The 16989-nt window shown below is 68.1% G+C and carries 20 protein-coding genes; 10 read left to right on the forward strand and 10 right to left on the reverse strand.

Annotation, left to right across the window (positions count from 1 at the left end; all coding sequences use genetic code 11):
- The first annotated feature begins 44 nt into the window (after positions 1 to 44).
- On the forward strand, positions 45 to 803 hold the full coding sequence (locus OHA18_RS15700) for a class I SAM-dependent methyltransferase (protein ID WP_329004823.1): 759 nt from the start codon (positions 45 to 47) through the stop codon (positions 801 to 803).
- A 137-nt stretch (positions 804 to 940) separates the two neighbouring features.
- On the opposite strand, the gene OHA18_RS15705 is transcribed toward OHA18_RS15700, so the two are convergent.
- The gene (locus OHA18_RS15705; protein WP_329004824.1) at positions 941 to 1669 is read right to left on the reverse strand and encodes a DinB family protein; all 729 of its coding nucleotides are present in this window, start codon (positions 1667 to 1669) and stop codon (positions 941 to 943) included.
- Positions 1670 to 1794: 125 nt separating this feature from the next.
- Here OHA18_RS15705 and OHA18_RS15710 point away from each other — a divergent pair, with 125 nt between their 5' ends.
- Both OHA18_RS15710 and OHA18_RS15715 read left to right on the forward strand, forming a co-directional pair.
- Positions 1795 to 2784, forward strand: a complete 990-nt coding sequence (locus tag OHA18_RS15710; RefSeq protein WP_329004825.1) for an acyltransferase domain-containing protein — start codon at positions 1795 to 1797, stop codon at positions 2782 to 2784.
- Entirely contained in the window at positions 2775 to 3542 is a 768-nt protein-coding gene (locus OHA18_RS15715; protein ID WP_329004826.1) for an alpha/beta fold hydrolase, read from the forward strand. Before OHA18_RS15710 ends, OHA18_RS15715 begins: the two co-directional genes overlap by 10 nt.
- Here the strand turns inward: OHA18_RS15715 and trpD are convergent.
- The gene (trpD, locus tag OHA18_RS15720; RefSeq protein WP_329004827.1) at positions 3521 to 4567 is read right to left on the reverse strand and encodes an anthranilate phosphoribosyltransferase; all 1047 of its coding nucleotides are present in this window, start codon (positions 4565 to 4567) and stop codon (positions 3521 to 3523) included. The genes OHA18_RS15715 and trpD overlap by 22 nt on opposite strands.
- 149 nt (positions 4568 to 4716) lie before the next feature.
- On the reverse strand, positions 4717 to 5502 hold the full coding sequence (locus OHA18_RS15725) for a glycoside hydrolase family 16 protein (protein ID WP_329004828.1): 786 nt from the start codon (positions 5500 to 5502) through the stop codon (positions 4717 to 4719).
- A 64-nt stretch (positions 5503 to 5566) separates the two neighbouring features.
- On the opposite strand from OHA18_RS15725, the gene sigJ reads away from it, so the two are divergent.
- On the forward strand, positions 5567 to 6466 hold the full coding sequence (gene sigJ / locus OHA18_RS15730) for an RNA polymerase sigma factor SigJ (RefSeq protein ID WP_329004829.1): 900 nt from the start codon (positions 5567 to 5569) through the stop codon (positions 6464 to 6466).
- On the opposite strand, the gene OHA18_RS15735 is transcribed toward sigJ, so the two are convergent.
- Entirely contained in the window at positions 6447 to 7184 is a 738-nt protein-coding gene (locus OHA18_RS15735; protein WP_329004830.1) for an aminoglycoside phosphotransferase family protein, read from the reverse strand. The genes sigJ and OHA18_RS15735 overlap by 20 nt on opposite strands.
- A 76-nt stretch (positions 7185 to 7260) precedes the next feature.
- Here OHA18_RS15735 and OHA18_RS15740 point away from each other — a divergent pair, with 76 nt between their 5' ends.
- Complete coding sequence (locus OHA18_RS15740) at positions 7261 to 8529, forward strand: FAD-binding oxidoreductase (protein ID WP_329004831.1); 1269 nt, start codon at positions 7261 to 7263, stop codon at positions 8527 to 8529.
- A gap of 52 nt (positions 8530 to 8581) precedes the next feature.
- Here the strand turns inward: OHA18_RS15740 and OHA18_RS15745 are convergent, their stop codons facing one another.
- Positions 8582 to 9439 (reverse strand): SH3 domain-containing protein, encoded by an 858-nt coding sequence (locus OHA18_RS15745; protein WP_329004832.1) that lies wholly within the window; start codon positions 9437 to 9439, stop codon positions 8582 to 8584.
- Between the two features lie 269 nt (positions 9440 to 9708).
- Positions 9709 to 10356: a TetR/AcrR family transcriptional regulator gene (locus tag OHA18_RS15750; protein WP_329004833.1), complete on the reverse strand. Its 648-nt coding sequence runs from the start codon at positions 10354 to 10356 to the stop codon at positions 9709 to 9711.
- Positions 10357 to 10412: 56 nt separating this feature from the next.
- Here OHA18_RS15750 and OHA18_RS15755 point away from each other — a divergent pair, with 56 nt between their 5' ends.
- Together OHA18_RS15755 and OHA18_RS15760 are read left to right on the forward strand one after the other, a co-directional pair.
- Complete coding sequence (locus tag OHA18_RS15755) at positions 10413 to 10934, forward strand: ester cyclase (RefSeq protein ID WP_329004834.1); 522 nt, start codon at positions 10413 to 10415, stop codon at positions 10932 to 10934.
- Positions 10935 to 11078: 144 nt separating this feature from the next.
- Entirely contained in the window at positions 11079 to 11846 is a 768-nt protein-coding gene (locus OHA18_RS15760; RefSeq protein WP_329004835.1) for an enoyl-CoA hydratase/isomerase family protein, read from the forward strand.
- Here OHA18_RS15760 and OHA18_RS15765 read toward each other — a convergent pair.
- From OHA18_RS15765 to OHA18_RS15775, 3 genes are all read right to left on the reverse strand, one after another.
- On the reverse strand, positions 11817 to 12176 hold the full coding sequence (locus tag OHA18_RS15765) for a YciI family protein (protein WP_329004836.1): 360 nt from the start codon (positions 12174 to 12176) through the stop codon (positions 11817 to 11819). The two genes, OHA18_RS15760 and OHA18_RS15765, sit on opposite strands and share 30 nt — an antisense overlap.
- 83 nt (positions 12177 to 12259) lie before the next feature.
- A complete protein-coding gene (locus tag OHA18_RS15770; RefSeq protein WP_329004837.1) occupies positions 12260 to 12415 on the reverse strand; it encodes a DUF6131 family protein in 156 nt (51 codons plus the stop codon).
- 96 nt (positions 12416 to 12511) lie between these two features.
- Positions 12512 to 13906 (reverse strand): MFS transporter, encoded by a 1395-nt coding sequence (locus OHA18_RS15775; RefSeq protein ID WP_329004838.1) that lies wholly within the window; start codon positions 13904 to 13906, stop codon positions 12512 to 12514.
- 179 nt (positions 13907 to 14085) lie between these two features.
- On the opposite strand from OHA18_RS15775, the gene OHA18_RS15780 reads away from it, so the two are divergent.
- Genes OHA18_RS15780 through OHA18_RS15790 form a run of 3 tightly spaced genes read left to right on the forward strand, consistent with a single transcriptional unit; the run spans position 14086 to position 16364 of the window.
- Positions 14086 to 14439 carry a YciI family protein gene (locus OHA18_RS15780; protein WP_329006116.1) on the forward strand — a complete coding sequence of 118 codons (354 nt, stop codon included), beginning with the start codon at positions 14086 to 14088 and terminating at the stop codon, positions 14437 to 14439.
- Positions 14436 to 15662 carry an RNA polymerase sigma factor gene (locus OHA18_RS15785; RefSeq protein ID WP_329004839.1) on the forward strand — a complete coding sequence of 409 codons (1227 nt, stop codon included), beginning with the start codon at positions 14436 to 14438 and terminating at the stop codon, positions 15660 to 15662. The genes OHA18_RS15780 and OHA18_RS15785 overlap by 4 nt, the downstream gene beginning before the upstream one ends.
- Before the next feature lie 36 nt (positions 15663 to 15698).
- Positions 15699 to 16364 (forward strand): hypothetical protein, encoded by a 666-nt coding sequence (locus OHA18_RS15790; protein ID WP_329004840.1) that lies wholly within the window; start codon positions 15699 to 15701, stop codon positions 16362 to 16364.
- Positions 16365 to 16399: 35 nt separating this feature from the next.
- Here the strand turns inward: OHA18_RS15790 and OHA18_RS15795 are convergent, their stop codons facing one another.
- Positions 16400 to 16951, reverse strand: a complete 552-nt coding sequence (locus OHA18_RS15795; protein WP_329004841.1) for a DUF4240 domain-containing protein — start codon at positions 16949 to 16951, stop codon at positions 16400 to 16402.
- Positions 16952 to 16989 lie beyond the last annotated feature (38 nt).

Consider the following 16989-nt stretch of genomic DNA (forward strand, 5'->3'; position numbering starts at 1 on the left):
AAATTGTCGGGCGCTGGGGATGGGGAAGGTGTCAGGATGCCCGCATGGTTGAGCGGGCGTTGAGTTTTGGGGCGGTGGCGGAGGCTTACGAGCGGTTCCGGCCCGGGTATCCGGTGGAGCTGTTTGAGTTGGTGATGGCGTACGCCGGTGGGCCGGTCCGGACTGCTCTTGAGATCGGCGCTGGGACAGGGAAGGCGACCCGGCTGTTCGCGGACGCTGGGATCGCGGTCACGGCAACCGAGCCTGACGCGGCCATGCTCGCGGAGCTGCGCAAACAGGTGCCGGCGAACGTCACGGCCGTGCAGGCCGCGTTCGAGGACCTGCCGCTGGATTCGTCGTACGACCTGGTGTTTTCGGCTGCCGCGCTGCATTGGACCGACCCTGAAGGCCGGTGGGACCGGATGGCTGCACTCGTCCGGCCGGGTGGCGTGTTCGCGTCGTTCGGTGTGCCGATCCAGCTGGCCGACCCGGCGCTGCAGGAGGCCGCGCGGGTGGCACGTGCGCCCTACCTGGGGTACGACGGTGTCCCGTCGCCCGACGGGACGCCCGCGGATCGCCCGATGCAGTGGCCTGGCACGGAGCTCCTGCAGTCCGAGTCGTTCACCGATGTCCGGCAGTCGGTGGTCGAACGGCGTCTGACGATGAGCGCCCACGACTTCATCGGACATCTCTCGACCGTCTCGGCGTACGTCATGCTGCCGCCCGCCGACCGGGACGAGGTCTTCCGCCGAACCCTCGAGGTCCTCCCCGAAACCGTGGAGATCGACGCCGAGGTCACCGCCCACCTCGCCCGCCGGCACTAGCCGTCAGTGGATCGTCAGCGATCCGTCAACGCTCGTTCCTAACGTCCTGAAGGTAGTTACCTACCGAAGGATGGGAGGGCGATCATGCTCGCGGACAGCAAAGACATCTGAGGTCGAGGGTCAGGCGCCCCGGCAGGTCAGCGGGACTCGATCGTGTCGAGGTCCCGGGTGGCGAAGCGGTGGTGTTCCCATTCTTCGCCGATGATGACGTGGAGGCAGTGGCGGACGCTCTCGGGGTGTTCGGGGTTGTGGGGATTCTTGCGGGGTGCGTCGAGCTCGGCCGGGGTGATGGTGGCGAGGAAGTCGCGAACCATGGCGACGCGGCCGGCGCGCGCCTCGAGAACATCGGCGTACGGCGGGGCCGTCGTGCCGGGGGCGTCGGTGCCGCCGTACTTCAGCCCGAGTGGGTGGTACGGGTCGTCGAGCTCCAGGATCCCGCGGCCCAGCCAGACGTCGGTCGCGTGGACGAGGTGCCGCTGCGTCTGCGCGAACGACCACTCGCCGTCCACCACCACGTCGACTGTGCCGACCGGCATCTTCGCGGCGCGTTCGACTGTGGTCGCCCAGGTGCGTTCGGTCGCGGCCCACGCTGCCCGCAGGCCGTCCGGGTCCTCCGCGAATCGCTCGGCCCGGCCGGGATAGCGCCGGTTGAGCTCGGCGTCGACGTACGCCGCCACGTCGATGCCGTTGACCTTCAGGCTACCTCCGGGCTCGTTCAGCCAGGGTGAGTCGATCTCGGTCCCTTGGATGTCGATGCCGCGCATCACCACACCGGACAGATCGGACTCGACGAACCGGGCGCCGCGCAGGTTCACCTCCATGAACTCCGCCCCCTGCAGGTCGTCGGACGGGCCGAACTTCGTCATGCCATCTCCCCTTGTCGTCGATGTTGACGCGAGCGTAGCGGTGACCTCGGACACAAAAGTCGTGCGCGGGACGCCCGGCCCGTGGTGGGGTCGAGGGACTGACAACACGACGGAGGGAACTGGTTGTGGACGTTCTGGGTGCGGCGGAGCGAGTGGGCTTCTCCGAGCGGGACCGGGTGCGGTTCCAGGGGCTGGAGGTCGGGGACGGGCTGCGGGTGCCCGACAACGCCGAGGCGCTGATCGCGTACTGCGGGGTGGGCGCGAGCGATCGGGAGGAGATGCTCGCGGCGCGGCCGGATCCACACAACGACCCGGAGTGGTGGACGATCGCATCCGCATTGGCCAGTGAGGTCGAGCGCGACATGGGACTCGCGCTGCCGTCGACCGGCTTCCGAGGCTGGCCCGCCGTACCGCAGGATGCCCCACCAGTCGGGTTGTTCGCGCCTGCCTGGGCTCTGCTGGCCAGCCTGCCGCGGCTGCTCGAGCTGCACGCGGAGCGCGGTGTGCCTGACTCGGTGACCAAAGCGACCGTGTCGGCACTGGGTGGAGTGATGGCGACGCACCGGCAGGTCTTCGGGCGGTCTGGTGTCGGACTGATGCCGCTGTGGGGTCCACCGCTGCGGTTCCGCGGCGCGGACTACGAGATCGGGCGGCATGACTACACGCGCGCTCAGCTCGGTCTGGGCGACGGCGTCTCCGGACATCTGCTGATGATGCACATCCCACCGAGCGGCCCACTCGACGTACAGGAGTCAGAGGAGTCCGTCGCCACTGCGGTGGAGTCGTTCAAGCTCTGGTACCCGGAGGAGCCGGTCCACGGCTTCGTCTGCCACTCCTGGCTGCTGGACCCACAGCTGGCGGAGTACCTGCGGCCTGACTCCAACATCATCCGGTTCCAGCAGCGGTTCGACCTGACCCCCCTCCTGCCACCGGAGGACCCAACTGAGGGCGATCGCGAGCTGATGCGACTCGGGCTGCAGCTGCCGGTGCCGGAAGGCGCGCTGGACCTGGCGAGCGTCCCCCAGGACACCTCGCTGCAACGTGCGTTCGTGGCGCACCTGCGTGCCGGGCGGCACTGGTACCAGCGCACGGGCATGCTGAAGGGATGGAGCTAAGGATTCCGGTTGGCCGGGACGAGCTGTGGACCGAGCACCTGGCCGGGGACGGCGTACCGATCGTTTTTCTGCACCCGGGCACCGGGGACTCACAGGTGTGGGACCTGGTGGTGGCCGGGCTCAGTGGGCGGCGCATCGTGCGGTACGACGTCCGCGGGTACGGGCGCTCTCCGGCGCCGACCGCAGAGTTCTCGCTGCTCGACGACCTGGTGACCGTGCTGGAGCAGCTGGGCTTGCAGCGGGTCGTGCTGGTCGGTTGCTCGATGGGTGGCGGTACGGCGCTGAGCTTTGCGCTGACGCATCCGGACAGGGTCCACGGCCTCGTGCTGTTGTGCCCGAGTGTTCGCGGCTTTCCTGTCCTGGAAGAGCCGGACCTGGACGCGCAGTACGACGAGCTGATCGCCAATCGGGATGTGGATGGCCTGGTGGAGTTCGGCCTGCCGGTCTGGGCGGCAACCGTCACTGACGACGCTGTGGTCGCTCAGCTCCGCTCTGCCGCCCCGGCCTGGTTCGAACAGGGCATGTACCTCAAGCCCGAGCCGCCTGTGTACGACCGGCTCCACGAGATCCATGCCCCCACCACGGTGATGGTCGGTGACCATGACCGACCGATCGCCACCGCCGCCGCCGGCGCCGCCGCGGCCCGCATCCCCGGCTGCGAGTTCATCTGGATCCCAGGCGCCGACCACTACCCCAGCCTGCGCAATCCACAGCTGGTGATCGACGCCATCAGCAACTACTTGGCCGCCAACGACTGACTGGTCCAGGCTTCCAGCACCCGGGCGGCTTCGCCGGTGTCGACAGCGTGACGGCAGCGCTCCAACGCATCCGCCAGCAGCTCGAGCAGCGGCGCCTCTCCCAGGGACAGTGTGGCCACAGCGCCTGCAGCATTGAGCAGTACTACGTCCCGCAGCGGCCCCTGTGCTCCGTGCACAAGAGCACGAAGGACCTGTGCGTTGAAGGCCGGGTCACCACCCTGCAGATCCGCCAGAGTGGAGGGACGCAGACCGAGGGACCGTGGATCGAACACCGTCTCCGTCGCGGAGCCGCCATGCACCACCCACAACCGTGAATAGCCAGTAGTAGTGAGCTTGTCGAGCCCGTCGTCACCGCGCGCCACCAAAGCTGACTTGCCCTGCTTGGCGAGTGCACCGGCCAGCACGGGCAGCATCTGCGCGCTGGCGACGCCGACGAGCTGATTTGCAGGGTTGGCTGGATTGAGCAACGGCGCCAGTACGTTGAACGCGGTGGGGACAGCCAGCTCACGCCGTACGACGGCGACCTGACGCAGTGCCGGGTTGAAGCGTGGAGCGAACAAATAGGTCAGACCGACCTCAGCCGCCACCTGTGCAGCCTCGGCAGGCGACAGGTCGAGCGGTACGCCGAGGTGCTCGACCAGATCACCGGAGCCGCCGGCCGACGAGGAGGCTGCCCGCCCGCCGTGCTTCACCACCGTGACGCCGGCAGCGGCTGCAACCACTGCTGCCATGGTGGAGATGTTCGCTGCACCGGTCCGGTCGCCGCCCGTCCCCACGATGTCCACGAACGGTCCGCGGATCCGCACCGGCGTTGCGTGCGAACGCAGTACCGCGGCCAGGCCGTTCAGCTCGCCAGGGGTCTCGCCCTTGGCCCGCAGAGCGATCAGGAACCCGGAGATCTGGGCCGGTGACGCGTCGCCCAGGACCAGTTGATCCATGGCCCAGCCAGTGTCCGCTGCCGACAGGTGGGAGCCGGCCAGGAGTGCGGAGATCAGGCCGGACCAGGTCCGGAGTGTTGTCGCCATCGGGTGTCCTCGAGGGTGCTGGGCCGCCCACGAGGAGACATCACAACGGCCGCCTCGCAGGAGACGGCCGGGTGGGTACGCGCGGAATCAGGCCGTCTGGTCGACGGCCCACCACATACTCGCGCGCTGGAACATGACACCGACCTTAGTCAGGCCACCAACGCCTCCGCAACGTTCCATCCACGGAGGTAGTCGACGGTGAAGCTGGGAACGTGGTCCTGGCCGGACCGATCCGGGAAGTCGAACACGGCCAGCATCAGCTGCATCGGGTACGTCGGCGCGCCCAGACAGCTGCGGATCGCGGCGCCGTCCACGAAGAATGTCGCCTCACCGCCGGTCCACTCGACCGCATACGTGTGGAAGTCGCGCAGGTCGATCGGCAGCCGGACCGCCTCGAAGTCCTGCGGTACGGCGGGGTCGCGGATCGTCTTCAGACCTATGCCGACGGCGGCGGACTCGCCTGGTACCAGAGCGTTCCCGAACACCTCCATCACGCAGATCTCTCCGCACTGGTCCGGCTGTTGTTGCAGTCCGACCATCCAGAGCGACACCATCGACCGTGGACCGAGATCAGCCCGGGCGTGCATTTCGACGTATCCACCGTTCGGAGTCCAGCCCCAGAACGGCTCCTGCTCCTCCCGGACGACCAGGCCTTCGCGGTACGGCTGCTGCCCGATCACGCTGCCGACCGGACCCGAGTAGTTGCCGGACTGGACGCCAGAGACGCGCAGGTCGGGTTTGTGGTCGCCCTCGCACCACAGCCCCTGGTCAACGGGGATGCTGAGAGTCAGGCACGAGTCGCTCAGCTGGTACGTCGCTGCGGATGCAGCGCGGGAACTCCACTGCGGCAGGTAATGCGGTGACCAGACGGACCGGTCGAGCGACGACGCATCGAAGTCGTCCTCGAACACCAAGTCACCACGTACCTGACTCATGACCCCATGATGAGGGGACCGGGCGCCTTGTCACATCATGGTGCTCCCATTCGTCAGGGAAGCGATGCGACAGGAGAAGGCGCCGGTGGAGGACCACGAGCAGCTGGCTCGGCAGTTCGAGCAGAACCGTGGGCACTTGCGCGCGGTCGCGTACCGGATGCTCGGGTCGCTGGCCGAGGCGGAGGACGCCGTACAGGAGGCTTGGCTGCGCCTGAGCCGTACTGACGTGAGTGACGTCGGCAATCTGGCGGGCTGGCTGACCACTGTGGTGTCGCGGGTGTGCCTGGACCAGCTCCGCAGCCGGAAGTCGCGACGTGAGGACTCACTGGACACGTTCGTCCCGGACCCGATCATCAGCGTGCTGGGGCCGGAGGAAGAGGCCATCCAGGCGGATGCGATCGGGCTCGCGCTGCTCGTCGTACTGGAGACGCTGTCGCCGGCGGAGCGGCTGGCGTTCGTACTGCACGACATGTTCGGCGTCGGATTCGACGAGATCGCGACGATTGTGGACAAGTCGCCGGCCGCGACGCGTCAGCTGGCCAGTCGGGCGCGGCGGCGGGTCCAGGGCGCGCCTGCGAGTGACGGGGACGTGAGCAGGCAGAAGGTGGTCGTCGAGGCGTTCATGGCGGCGTCCCGCGGCGGCGACTTCGAGGCTCTGCTCGAGCTGCTCGACCCGGAAGTACTACTGCGTGCCGACGCGGGCGCGGCGAGTGCGGAGTACGCCGGGCCGGCCGTGTCGAAGCTGGTGCGTGGCGCCAAGGCCGTCGTGGAGCAGGCGCTGCTGTTCAGCCGGATGGCGCCGTACAACCAGCTGGCGCTCATCAACGGTGCACCGGGGGTCATCACCGTCGTCAACGACCACCTCATGGGTGTCATGGCTGTCACCGTCGCCGACGGCAAGATCACCCAGATCGACATCCTGGCCGACCTGGAGCGCCTCGAGGTCATCCCACTGCCAGTTTGAGCACCCGCCTAGCCTGTGCCTCAGCGGTGCCTGGCGGATTGCGGTCCTCGCTAGGTCCACCCGGTCCGATCAGTGTCAGCCAGAACCCGGCCCACAGACAGCGGGCTGCCCGGAACCGCTGCGGGTCCACAGCGAAGCGCCGTACCAACGGGGTCCAGTCGGTCTCGCGACCTGACAGGTGCTCGACCAGGTTCGCCAGCTCGACGGTGCGGTCTCCCAGCCCGGCGTCCTCGAAGTCGACGATGCGAACCCGCGTGCCGTCCCACAAGTAGTTGGCGAGGTTCGGATCGCCGTGCGCGACCACAGGGTCCTGTACGACGCTGAGGTCGGGCGGCTGGTTCTCCAGCCAGATGTGGGCAGCCTCAGCGATCACGCCGGCACCGTCCCGCAGTACGGCCAGACCGGAGCGCGTGCGGTCGGCGAGCGCCGGCAGGTCGATCTGTGCCAAGCCGTCGGGTGGAATCGACCAGAGCGTCTCGATGGCCTGGCCCAGAGCTGTGAGTTGGGCCGCGGTGAGCTGGCCGGCGAGTGGGTGGCCGGGGACGACTGTCATGGTCAGCGATGGAGCTGGATCTGTGGACAGAGGCCGAGGGACCAGGTCGGGCGCTGCCTGGGAGAGCAGGGTGAGGGCCGCCCACTCGCGGCCTGGCTCGTCTCGTGGCCAGGAGGTGTAGCGCTTGGTGACGGTGGTGCCGGAGACCTCGACTTCGTGAGTCATTGGAAGAGTGTGTCGATAACGGGGTCCCTTCTTCGACGTATGGGCAGGAGCTGCTACGGCGAGGGAGTGGGATCAGATGTCTACGCAGGCGATTGCAGCGGTTGCCAGTGACGTTGTGGCGGCACTGTTGGGGGCGGGGTTCAACGGTGCCGTCCGGCTGCCCGGAGAGGTCGAGTACGACGAGCAGCGGCGGTCCGTGATCCCGTCCGTGGACTCGCGGCCGCTGCTGGTCGCCGAGGCGTACGCGCGGACCGACGTACAGGCGGCAGTGCGGACCGCTCGCGAGTTCGGCGTACCTATTGCGGTACAGGCGACCGGGCACGGGACGCGCGTACCGGCGGATGGCGGGATCCTGCTGAAGACGACGCCGATGACGTCGGTGCTGATCGACCCGGAGCGGCGGATCGCGAAGGTCGCGCCTGGCGCTCGCTGGGGCGCTGTGCTCGACGCGGCTCGCCGGTTCGGTCTCGCCCCGTTGTCCGGTTCACACCGGGACGTCGGCGTCACCGGATACACGCTGGGCGGCGGTGTGGGTTGGCTGGCCCGCAAGTACGGGTTCGCGGCCGACAGCGTGATCCGGGCCGAGGTCGTCACCGCGGACGGACGTACCGTCACCGCGAGCGCCGAGCACCACGCGGACCTGTTCTGGGCGATCCGCGGCGGCACCGGCAACTTCGGCATCGTCACCTCGCTCGAGTTCCGCCTGCACGCGGTCCGCCAGGTCCACGCCGGCATCGTGTACTACGGCATCGACCGCGCCGCCGCGATCCTGCGCTGCTACCGCGACTGGACCTCGACGATCCCCAACGAGCTGAGCACCGCGGTCGTCCTGACCCGCGTCCCTGGCACCGAACAGCGCGCCGTCGCGATCAAGGTCATGTACGCCGGTGCCGCTGATCTCGCCGAACACCTGCTCAAGCCGCTGTTCGCAACAGCCGGTCAGCGTCTCGCCGGCGAACTGCAGACGATCGAGTACGCCGACGCCGCGATGGGCGGCACGCCCGCGCGGCACCTCGACTTCCTGGACACGCTGACCGACGAGGTCATCGACGTCGTCACCGAACTCGAGGACGCCACGGTCGAGGTACGGCACTGGGGTGGCGCGATGGCCAACCCCGGACCCGGCGCGGGACCGGTCGGTCACCGGCAGGCGTCGTACTCGCTGATCATCGACCGCGAGGTCGCCGGTCTGCCGAGCTCGGGCCGGACGTTCGTGAACTTCCTCGGCGACCCGGGCCGCGCGGACACGGCGTACGACGCCAAGGACCTGCACCGGCTGCGCGAGGTCAAGCGCGCCTACGACCCCTCGAACTTCTTCCACCTGAACGCGAACATCCGGCCATAACGAAGCGGCCCGGTCTCCGGAAGGACTGGAGACCGGACCGCTCTGCGTGGGATCAGACCGTGCCGGAGTTGCCGTAGACGGACACGTGGACGTGGTCCATGTGGTTCGCGGTCGCGCCGCCGCGGTCCTCCATCGCGCGCCAGCCTTCGCTGCTGCGCTGCACCGTCCAGATGTGCTGCTCCCAGATCAGCTGGCTGACACCGAGCTTCTTGTAGTTCGCCTTCAGCCAGTCGGCGATCTCCTGACCCTCCGACGAGCTGTTGATCATGATGTCCACCGCGCGGCCGCTCGAGTGCTCCGAACCGCTGTCACCGGACCGCAGACCGCCGTACGTCGAGATGTCCGGGAACATCGCGCAGATCGCCCGGTGCACCCGGATCGCGTCCTGGGTCAGACCTTCCTCCATGGCGGAGCCGGACTTGCAAGCCGCCTGGGAGATGGCGCCGACGACGCTCGCGACCGGCTTGGTCGCGGACAGGTACTGCGCCTTGACCCAGCGGGACTTGCCGTCGCTGACGACCTCGGCCCAGATGCCGTCGACCTTGCCCGTGACCGAGACCTTGGTGCCCTTCGGCAGCACGTCCAGCAGGAGGCCGGTGAGCGGGAGCGACCAGAGGTTCACATCGGTGGTGGTGTACTTCGTGCCACTGATCTTCGGGGCCGGCGCGTTCAGGTCCGCCGCGGCCCGGGTCTTCGCCGAGGTCGGCTTCGGGATCGGCGCCTGCTTCTTCAGGTGCTTCGCCGTCGGGGAGGCCGTCGGCTTGGGCGTCGCCGAGGTGGTGCTGATCGGCGGACGCAGAGCGTCCCGGCTGATCGTGGTGTCGCGCGACAGCTGCAGGGACGAGCTGGCGATCGACGGGTCGAGCTTGACGTGCTGAGCGGGGAGTGCGGCGGCCGATCCGGTGGCCACCAAGGCCACTGCCGCGCCGGGAATCACTACCTTCGCGAGACCTGGCTGGATCACTTTCTTGCGCGGTTGGCGGTGCCGCGCCTGTCTATGCCGTCCTTCAGCCACTTTGTCGAACCCAATCTGCCGAGACCAAAACGTTATCGACCGGAGGAGTCAAGCACACTTCGCCGCGCCGGTTCGAATCGGCCCTCGGTCTTAACGCATTACGAACATCCACAGGCTCGTTGGGACCGTGATTCGCCCGCTATCCGGATGTAACCGGTTCGAGATCAAACGCTTGGTGGGCAGATCGCCGTCGTGATCGCGGTCGCGACGTGGTCGCCGTACCGCTCCGGGCTCCAGCCGCGGAGCAGGACGAGCAGCTCGTAGAGCTCGACGGAGATGTACGTCCACAGCACGTCCGCGACTTCCTCGAGGGTGATCCCGGGGCGGAGATCGCCGGTCTCGAGCAGGTGGCGGCCGAACATGGTCATCCCGGCCAGGCGCTCGTCGAGCAGGGTCTGCCAGGTCTCTCGCAAGGTCTCGTCGCCGTGGCGGCCGTCCCGGATCAGGATCTGCACGCGCGCCGAGCGTTGCTGCCGATCGACCAGGCCGGCGACGTACATCCGGATCTTCCGGCGTACGTCGGGTTCGTCCTGGATGGCGAGCGATCCGGGCCGTTGTGCGATCGGCACGGGCTCGTCGTCGCCGGCGATCACGAAGTCGAACACCGCCTTGGCCAGTGCCGCCTTGGTGCCGAACCCCTTGTAGATACTCTCGGCCGAGACGCCGGCCCGCCGCGCGACCGCGCTGATCGTCGTCGCCTGGAACCCGTCCGCCTCGAACAGCTCCTGCGCTGCGATCACGACGTCCCGCCGGCGCTCCTGGGCGCGCTCCCGCCGGGAAGCGGCGTTGTAGTTCCTCTTGACGTCCGCCATTCCAGCTCCCATTCTTTTGAGTACAGTCCAACTGTATCGAATTATTGGGGGCAACGATGAGTACGACAGCAGGCGTGTCGGCCGGTGCGATCGCCATCCGCAGCATCCTGATCATGGCCGACGGGGAGCGGTCCGACTTCGACGAGCTGATCCGTCCGGGTGCGGTGAACCGCGAGGGCAGGGTCGAGCCGCCGGAGTGCCGGGTCGGTGGACCGGCCGGCTTCTACGCCACCGCGCTGTGGCTGCGGACCGCGTTCGACCGGCTGGCGTACGACATCCACCATGTCATTGCCGACGGCAACTTGGTGGCGGTGAACTCGACGATGAGCGGGCGGCATGTTGCGCCGTTCGTCGTCTACACCCCCGACGGCGACGTCGACACCGCGTTCCCGCCGACCGGCAAGATGTTCGCGATCACCCAGTCGCACTGGTTCCGGATCGAGGACGGGAAGGTCGCGGAGCACTGGGCCAACCGCGACGACCTCGGCCAGGCGCAGCAGCTCGGGTGGGTGCCACCGACGCCGGCGTACCTGTTCCGGATGGCCCGCGCGAAGTCCCACGCCAAACGAGCGGCATAGGGTGGATCTCCAGGCCATCACAATCGGCGCGTACGCCGTCTCCCGCACAGCCGTCGCGTTGGAGGGAGCGATTGTGATGGCCTGGAGATCCGGGTGTGACCCAGCGCGCGGCGCTCCGCCAGTCGTTACTGGTTGACTGCCCGAGTGAACTTCCGGATCGAGCGTGGGGCGGTTGCCCGGTTGGTGATCGATCGGGTCGCGAAGCGGAACGCGTTGACCCGGGCGATGTGGGAGGCGCTGCCCGGGTTGCTCGCGGACCTGGCCGGTGACGACGAGGTGAAGGTCCTCCTCGTCACCGGTGAAGGGCCGAGCTTCTCGGCCGGCGCGGACATCCGGGAGCTGATCTCCGGGGCCGACCCGGCCGATCCGATGGCCGAGCTGCGGGCGTTCAACCTGCGGGCGCAAGCGGCGTTGCGGGAGTTCCCGAAGCCGACGATCGCGGTTGTCCGCGGGCACTGCATCGGCGGCGGTCTGGAGATCGCGGTGAACTGCGACTTCCGGTTCGCCGCCCGGGACGCGAGTTTCGGGGTCACGCCGGCCCGGATCGGGGTCGTCTATCCACCGGCCGCGATCAAGGTCCTGCTCGACCTGGTCGGTCCGGCGACGACGAAGTACCTGCTCTTCAGTGGGGACCTGCTGACCGCGGACGAGGCCGAGCTGAAAGGCCTGGTCGACCGCGTGGCCGACGATCCGATGGCGGCGGCCGAGGCGTTCGCGGCCACGTTGGTGTCGCGGTCGCAGCTGACGATCCGCTCGGCCAAGGAGTCGGTGAACGCCCTGCTGGCCGGTGTGGACGCCGATGCGGCAGCGGTACGGCGGTATCGCGAGACGATCGCGTCCGGTGAACTCGCGGAAGGGATCGACGCCTTCACGCAGAAGCGCTCACCGAGGTTCGTCTGGCATCCCCGATGAGATGAGCGTGCCGCGGAGCTCGACCCGGTCGCCGACCACGGCCGAGACCTGCGCCGCGATCGCCTGCGCGCGGTCGTCGTCGGCGTCGACCAGGAAGTACCCGGCGAGCTGCTCCTTCGCTTCGCCGAACGGTCCGTCGGTGACGACCTGCTCGCCAGCGCGGATCTGCACGATCCGTCCTTCCTCGGGCGGCAGCAGGCCCTCCGAGCTGACCAGCTCACCGGACTCGGCAAGCTCCCGCTTGAGCCGCGTCAACAGGACGACGGCCTGCTGGTCAGCCTCGGTCCACGTGCGGTCGAGGCTGCGGAAGATCATCACGACGTACTTCATGGCTTCACCGTAGCGACGCCGACGGACAGAACCCCGCGAACCTGTGTGGTCCGCGGGGTCCTGCCGACTAGGTCGAGCGTGGATCAGTACCAGTGCTTGCGGCCGCCGATTGCACGGCCCGTCGATCCGAGCAGGAACAGCACTGCTCCGACCACCAGCAGCACAATGCCGATGGTCCACAGGATCGGGATGCTCAGCAAGAATCCCAGAATCAGCAGGATCAAACCGAGGATGAGCATGAAGCCTCCTTCTAGAAGGCCGCCGGGCGGTCGCTGGCAGCCACCCGAACCAGGTGCCCACGCTTCGTACTCCGAACCTCCAACAACTGTTTGATGTCATGACGCCACTGGCTCGAGCCGGAGCGCGCGCTTGCGCGTGAGCAGCAGACCGCAGCCGGCCAGACCGATCGCGATGAAGAACCACACAGCTGCGAACGCGACCCGGTACCCGTGCGTCAGATCCGTCGGCGTGGTTCCCGACATACTGCCTGTCGCTACCGCGGAGACCACTGCGACGCCGACCGCACCGCCGATCTGGAAGCTGGCGTTCTGCAGTCCGGACGCGACACCCGAGTCCTCGCCAGGTACGTCACTGAGTGAGGCGATGGAACCTGCGACCGTACCGGCGCCCAGTCCGGCGCCGAAGATCGTCAGGCCCCAGAAGGCCAGCTCGAAGTACCCGGAGCCCACCGTCAGCTGAGTCATGAGCGTCGTACCGACTCCGGCGATCAGTAGCGAGACAAACGCGACTGATCGCGTTCCGACCCGGGTGACGAGGTGCTGGCCGATGATGGAGGCGACGACCGCAGCAGCGGCGAGTACGGCGGACATAAGGCCGTAGCGGACCGCTGACGCACCCAACGCCAGTTGGGCGTACTGCGTGTAGACGAAGTTGAGTCCGAACGCCGCCAGGCCCCAGGCGATCGTGATGAGGTTGCCGCCGACCAGTGCGCGCGAGTGGAAGATCCGCAGCGGTACCAGCGGTGCGGCCGACCTCTTCTCCACCAGCACGAACACTGCGAACAGAAGTGCCGAGAGGGCGAAGAGCACTACGGTCCCTGTTGCCGAAGACTCGGGTGCCTCGATCACGGCGTACACGAGGACGATGAGTGCTGTCGTCACTGTGACTGCGCCGGTGACGTCGAAACCGCGGCGTCCCGGTCCACGGCTGTCGAGCAGCAGCATCGGCGCCAGTACGAAGACCAGCACGCAGACCGGCACGTTGATGAAGAAGATCCACTGCCAGCCGAGTCCGTCCGTCACAGGGCCGCCGATCAGCGATCCCGCCGTACCTCCGACCCCACTGGTCGCGCCCCAGATGCCGAGCGCCTTGTTGCGATCCGGACCGGACGGGAAGGTGGTCATCACGATCGACAACGCACTCGGCGCCAGTACGGCGGCCGCAGCGCCCTGCAGACCGCGTGCGAGGACCAGCGCGTCACCACTCCACGCGAACCCACACAGCAGGGAGGACCCTGCGAACAGCAGCAGTCCGGTCATGAACACGCGCCGGCGACCCAGCAGGTCGGAGATCCGGCCGCCGAGCAGCAGGAGGCCGCCGAACATCAGTGCGTACCCGCTGGGCACCCACTGCACCCCGCCGGTCGAGAACGTCAGCTCACGCTCGATCGACGGCACGGCGACCAGCACGATCGACGCGTCCAGGATGATCATGAAACCGGTCAGACAGAGCAGTGCGAGCGCCAGCCAGCGCTTCGAGTGCGAAACCATCAGACATCTCCTGTACGCCGGGACGCCCGGCTGAGCGTCACTCGGGGGAGACGTCGGTGCTGACCGGGACGAGTTCGACATTCCGGATCTGTCGAAGTTCGGCCGCCTTGTTTCGACGTACCGGGTGACAGGGGGTCACAGGGGCCTCCGCGAGGGCCAGGATGGTGCCTGTGAAGTACATGCTGCTGATCTACAGCAACCCCGAGAGCTGGGCGAGCCTGTCCGCCGAGCAACGCGAAGGGCTGACCACTGCGCACGAGACGCTGACGCGAGAGCTGACCGAGCAGGGGCTACTGGTCAGCGCGGCCGGTCTGGCCGACCCGATCACCACGCGGACCGTGCAGGTGCGTGACGAGACCACGACCACCACGGACGGGCCGTACGCCGAGGCGAAGGAGCACCTGGCCGGGTTCTACCTCGTGGAGTGCGACGACATCGACCAGGCGATCGGGTACGCGGCCCGGATGCCGGACGCGGAGTACGTCGCGGTGGAGGTGCGACCCGTGATGGATGCGTCTGGGTTAGAGATGTGAATGACTTCGAGCCGATGCTGCGAGAGCAGGCGCCGCAGGTGCTCAGCGCGCTGGTCCGGCACTACGGCCACTTCGATCTGGCCGAAGAGGCGGTCCAGGAGGCACTCCTCGCGGCCACGCAACAGTGGCCGACCGAGGGCGTGCCGGACAACCCGCGTGGCTGGCTGATCCGGGTCGGGTCGCGCCGACTGACCGATCTGCTCCGCAGCGAGTCGGCGCGACGACGGCGGGAGGAGAATGCGGCCCAGCTCTCCGCACCGGAGGAGTTCGTTGCCTCCGGCCCGGAGATCGACGATCCGGGTGGCCGGGACGACACGCTGACACTCTTGTTCCTCTGCTGCCACCCAGCGCTGTCACCTGCATCGCAGATCGCACTGACGTTGCGTGCCGTGGGTGGTCTCACCACTGCACAGATCGCGGCCGCCTTTCTGGTGCCGGAGGCAACGATGGCGCAGCGGATCAGCCGGGCGAAGCGGAGCATCAAGCAGGCAGGCAGTTCGTTCGAGATGCCGCCCGAAGCGGAGCGGGACGAGCGGATGGGCGCCGTACTGCACGTGCTCTACCTGATCTTCAACGAGGGCTACACGGCGTCATCCGGTACTTCGTTGCACAGTGCGGAGCTCACCACCGAGGCGATCCGGCTCGTGCGCGGTGTGCGGAAGCTCCTGCCGGACGACGGTGAGATGGCGGGGCTGCTGGCGCTGATGCTGCTCACCGACGCGCGCCGTCCCGCGCGGACCGGGCCGGAGGGCTCGCTGGTTCCGCTGGCCGAGCAGGACCGGTCGAAGTGGAACAAGGCGACCATCGTCGAGGGCGAAGCTCTGGTGACCGATGCGCTGTCCCGCTCGCAGCTGGGGCCGTACCAAGTCCAGGCCGCGATCGCTGCAGTGCATGACACGGCTGAGCACGCTGACGACACCGACTGGCGCCAGATCGTCGCGCTGTACGACGTACTCGAGCAGCTGGTCGACAACCCGATGGTGAAGCTCAACCACGCGGTTGCGGTCGCTATGGCGGTCGGTCCGGAGGAGGGCCTCGCCGTACTCGAACCACTCGAGGCTGACGACCGGATGAACCACCGGCTCGAGGCTGTCCGCGCCCATCTGCTCGAGATGTCCGGTGACGTTGCTGCTGCGCGGGAGAGTTATCTGCTGGCGGCCCGGCGTACGACGAGTGTGCCGGAGCGGAACTACTTGCAGTCGAAGGCGGACCGGCTGGCCTGAGTCGCGCCGCCCCGGTGGATGTGTCAGGTTGGAGGGGTGGATCTCACCAGGGCCTCACTCCTCCGGGAGATGCTGAGCGGTACTGAGCTGGGGAGCCGGACGACTGAGTTCGGCTATGCACTGCGGCGGTTCACGACCAGACGCAGCGGGCTCATGCTGTTCGGGCCGGTCGACGACGAGCCCTGGCACCTGACCGCGCACCTGGACGACGAGCTGCACCGGGCCGGCATCGAGGACGCCCGGCCGTCGCTGGTCCGCTGGGCGCCGCCGCCGGGCGCACCGCCGCACCTCGCCATCGGTCTGGACCGGCTGCGGGACTCAGGTCGTGGTGAGTCGCTGCTGGTGGTCGCCGAGGACAATCCGGCCGACACGTTGCTGGAGCGCATCAGCGACGTACGACGACGCGGTACGACGATCTTCAGCATCGGCAACGGTGACAAGGAGCTGACGTCGCTCAGCCACGAGTCGCTAGTACCGGAGTTGCTGGTGCCGGACGGGTTCGGGTGGGCGAACAAGTCGCTCGGGTACGACCATGACGAGCCGCAGCCGGCGTTGGCCGAGGTAGAGCCGCAGACCGCCGAGGGCTTCGAGATGGCGCAGCACCTGGTCAGCCTCGCCGCTGCTGACGAGGAGGCCGGGCAGGCCGGTTGGCGCCGCCGCCTGCGCACCGCCATCGAACGCTTGAGCGGAGAGCCGGCCTAGCCGCCGCAGCTCGTCCCAGCTCGTCTCGGCTCGTCTCAGCTGTCGAGGTACAGCGCTGCCAGTCGGGGCAGGTGCGTGACCAGATCGTCCTCGTCGTCGAAGTCGATCTCCTTGCCGACCGGTAGGTCGGGTGTGTCCGGGGCGTCCGCGTCGACGGCCTTCCAGTACGCCGCCTCGTCGCCGGTCACGTTCTTGTACGCGTGACTGCCGACGTGCAGCATCCCTTCGCCGTCGAACCCTTCGAACCCCTCCGGCCGGTCCTCGTCGACCACGTCCGCGAGCGAGTCCGGGCCCGCCAGCGCGGCGTCCCACACCTCGCGCCCCTGGGCGATCAACCACCCCCGGAACGAATCGAACCCGTCCTCCGAAGCACCGGAGTTGATCAGGTACGCCGCCGCCCACAGATCCCACCGGTACGACTCGACCTGCAACCGCGCGAGCTCGACCCCGAACCCGGCGATCTCCTCGGCCTCCGCCGCGCCCAGAACCTTGGTCAACGCGTCCGCAACCCCGTCCGGATCAGCCACGGTGTCATCCACCGAGGCCCGAGCATCCTCGACAAGACCCCAGAACCCATCCCTGTCCACCCCCAAACCATCTCACCGACCCCGGGTCCAACGGGAGC

Source organism: Kribbella sp. NBC_00709 (genome assembly GCF_036226565.1).
Taxonomy (GTDB): Bacteria; Actinomycetota; Actinomycetes; order Propionibacteriales; family Kribbellaceae; genus Kribbella.

Coding starts and splice junctions, on each gene's coding strand:
- OHA18_RS15700 (WP_329004823.1), top strand. CDS start 45: ATGGTTGAGCGGGCGTTGAGTTTTGGGGCGGTGGCGGAGGCTTACGAG.
- OHA18_RS15705 (WP_329004824.1), bottom strand. CDS start 1,669: ATGACGAAGTTCGGCCCGTCCGACGACCTGCAGGGGGCGGAGTTCATG.
- OHA18_RS15715 (WP_329004826.1), top strand. CDS start 2,775: ATGGAGCTAAGGATTCCGGTTGGCCGGGACGAGCTGTGGACCGAGCAC.
- trpD (WP_329004827.1), bottom strand. CDS start 4,567: ATGGCGACAACACTCCGGACCTGGTCCGGCCTGATCTCCGCACTCCTG.
- OHA18_RS15725 (WP_329004828.1), bottom strand. CDS start 5,502: ATGAGTCAGGTACGTGGTGACTTGGTGTTCGAGGACGACTTCGATGCG.
- sigJ (WP_329004829.1), top strand. CDS start 5,567: ATGCGACAGGAGAAGGCGCCGGTGGAGGACCACGAGCAGCTGGCTCGG.
- OHA18_RS15735 (WP_329004830.1), bottom strand. CDS start 7,184: ATGACTCACGAAGTCGAGGTCTCCGGCACCACCGTCACCAAGCGCTAC.
- OHA18_RS15740 (WP_329004831.1), top strand. CDS start 7,261: ATGTCTACGCAGGCGATTGCAGCGGTTGCCAGTGACGTTGTGGCGGCA.
- OHA18_RS15750 (WP_329004833.1), bottom strand. CDS start 10,356: ATGGCGGACGTCAAGAGGAACTACAACGCCGCTTCCCGGCGGGAGCGC.
- OHA18_RS15755 (WP_329004834.1), top strand. CDS start 10,413: ATGAGTACGACAGCAGGCGTGTCGGCCGGTGCGATCGCCATCCGCAGC.
- OHA18_RS15765 (WP_329004836.1), bottom strand. CDS start 12,176: ATGAAGTACGTCGTGATGATCTTCCGCAGCCTCGACCGCACGTGGACC.
- OHA18_RS15770 (WP_329004837.1), bottom strand. CDS start 12,415: ATGCTCATCCTCGGTTTGATCCTGCTGATTCTGGGATTCTTGCTGAGC.
- OHA18_RS15775 (WP_329004838.1), bottom strand. CDS start 13,906: ATGGTTTCGCACTCGAAGCGCTGGCTGGCGCTCGCACTGCTCTGTCTG.
- OHA18_RS15780 (WP_329006116.1), top strand. CDS start 14,086: ATGCTGCTGATCTACAGCAACCCCGAGAGCTGGGCGAGCCTGTCCGCC.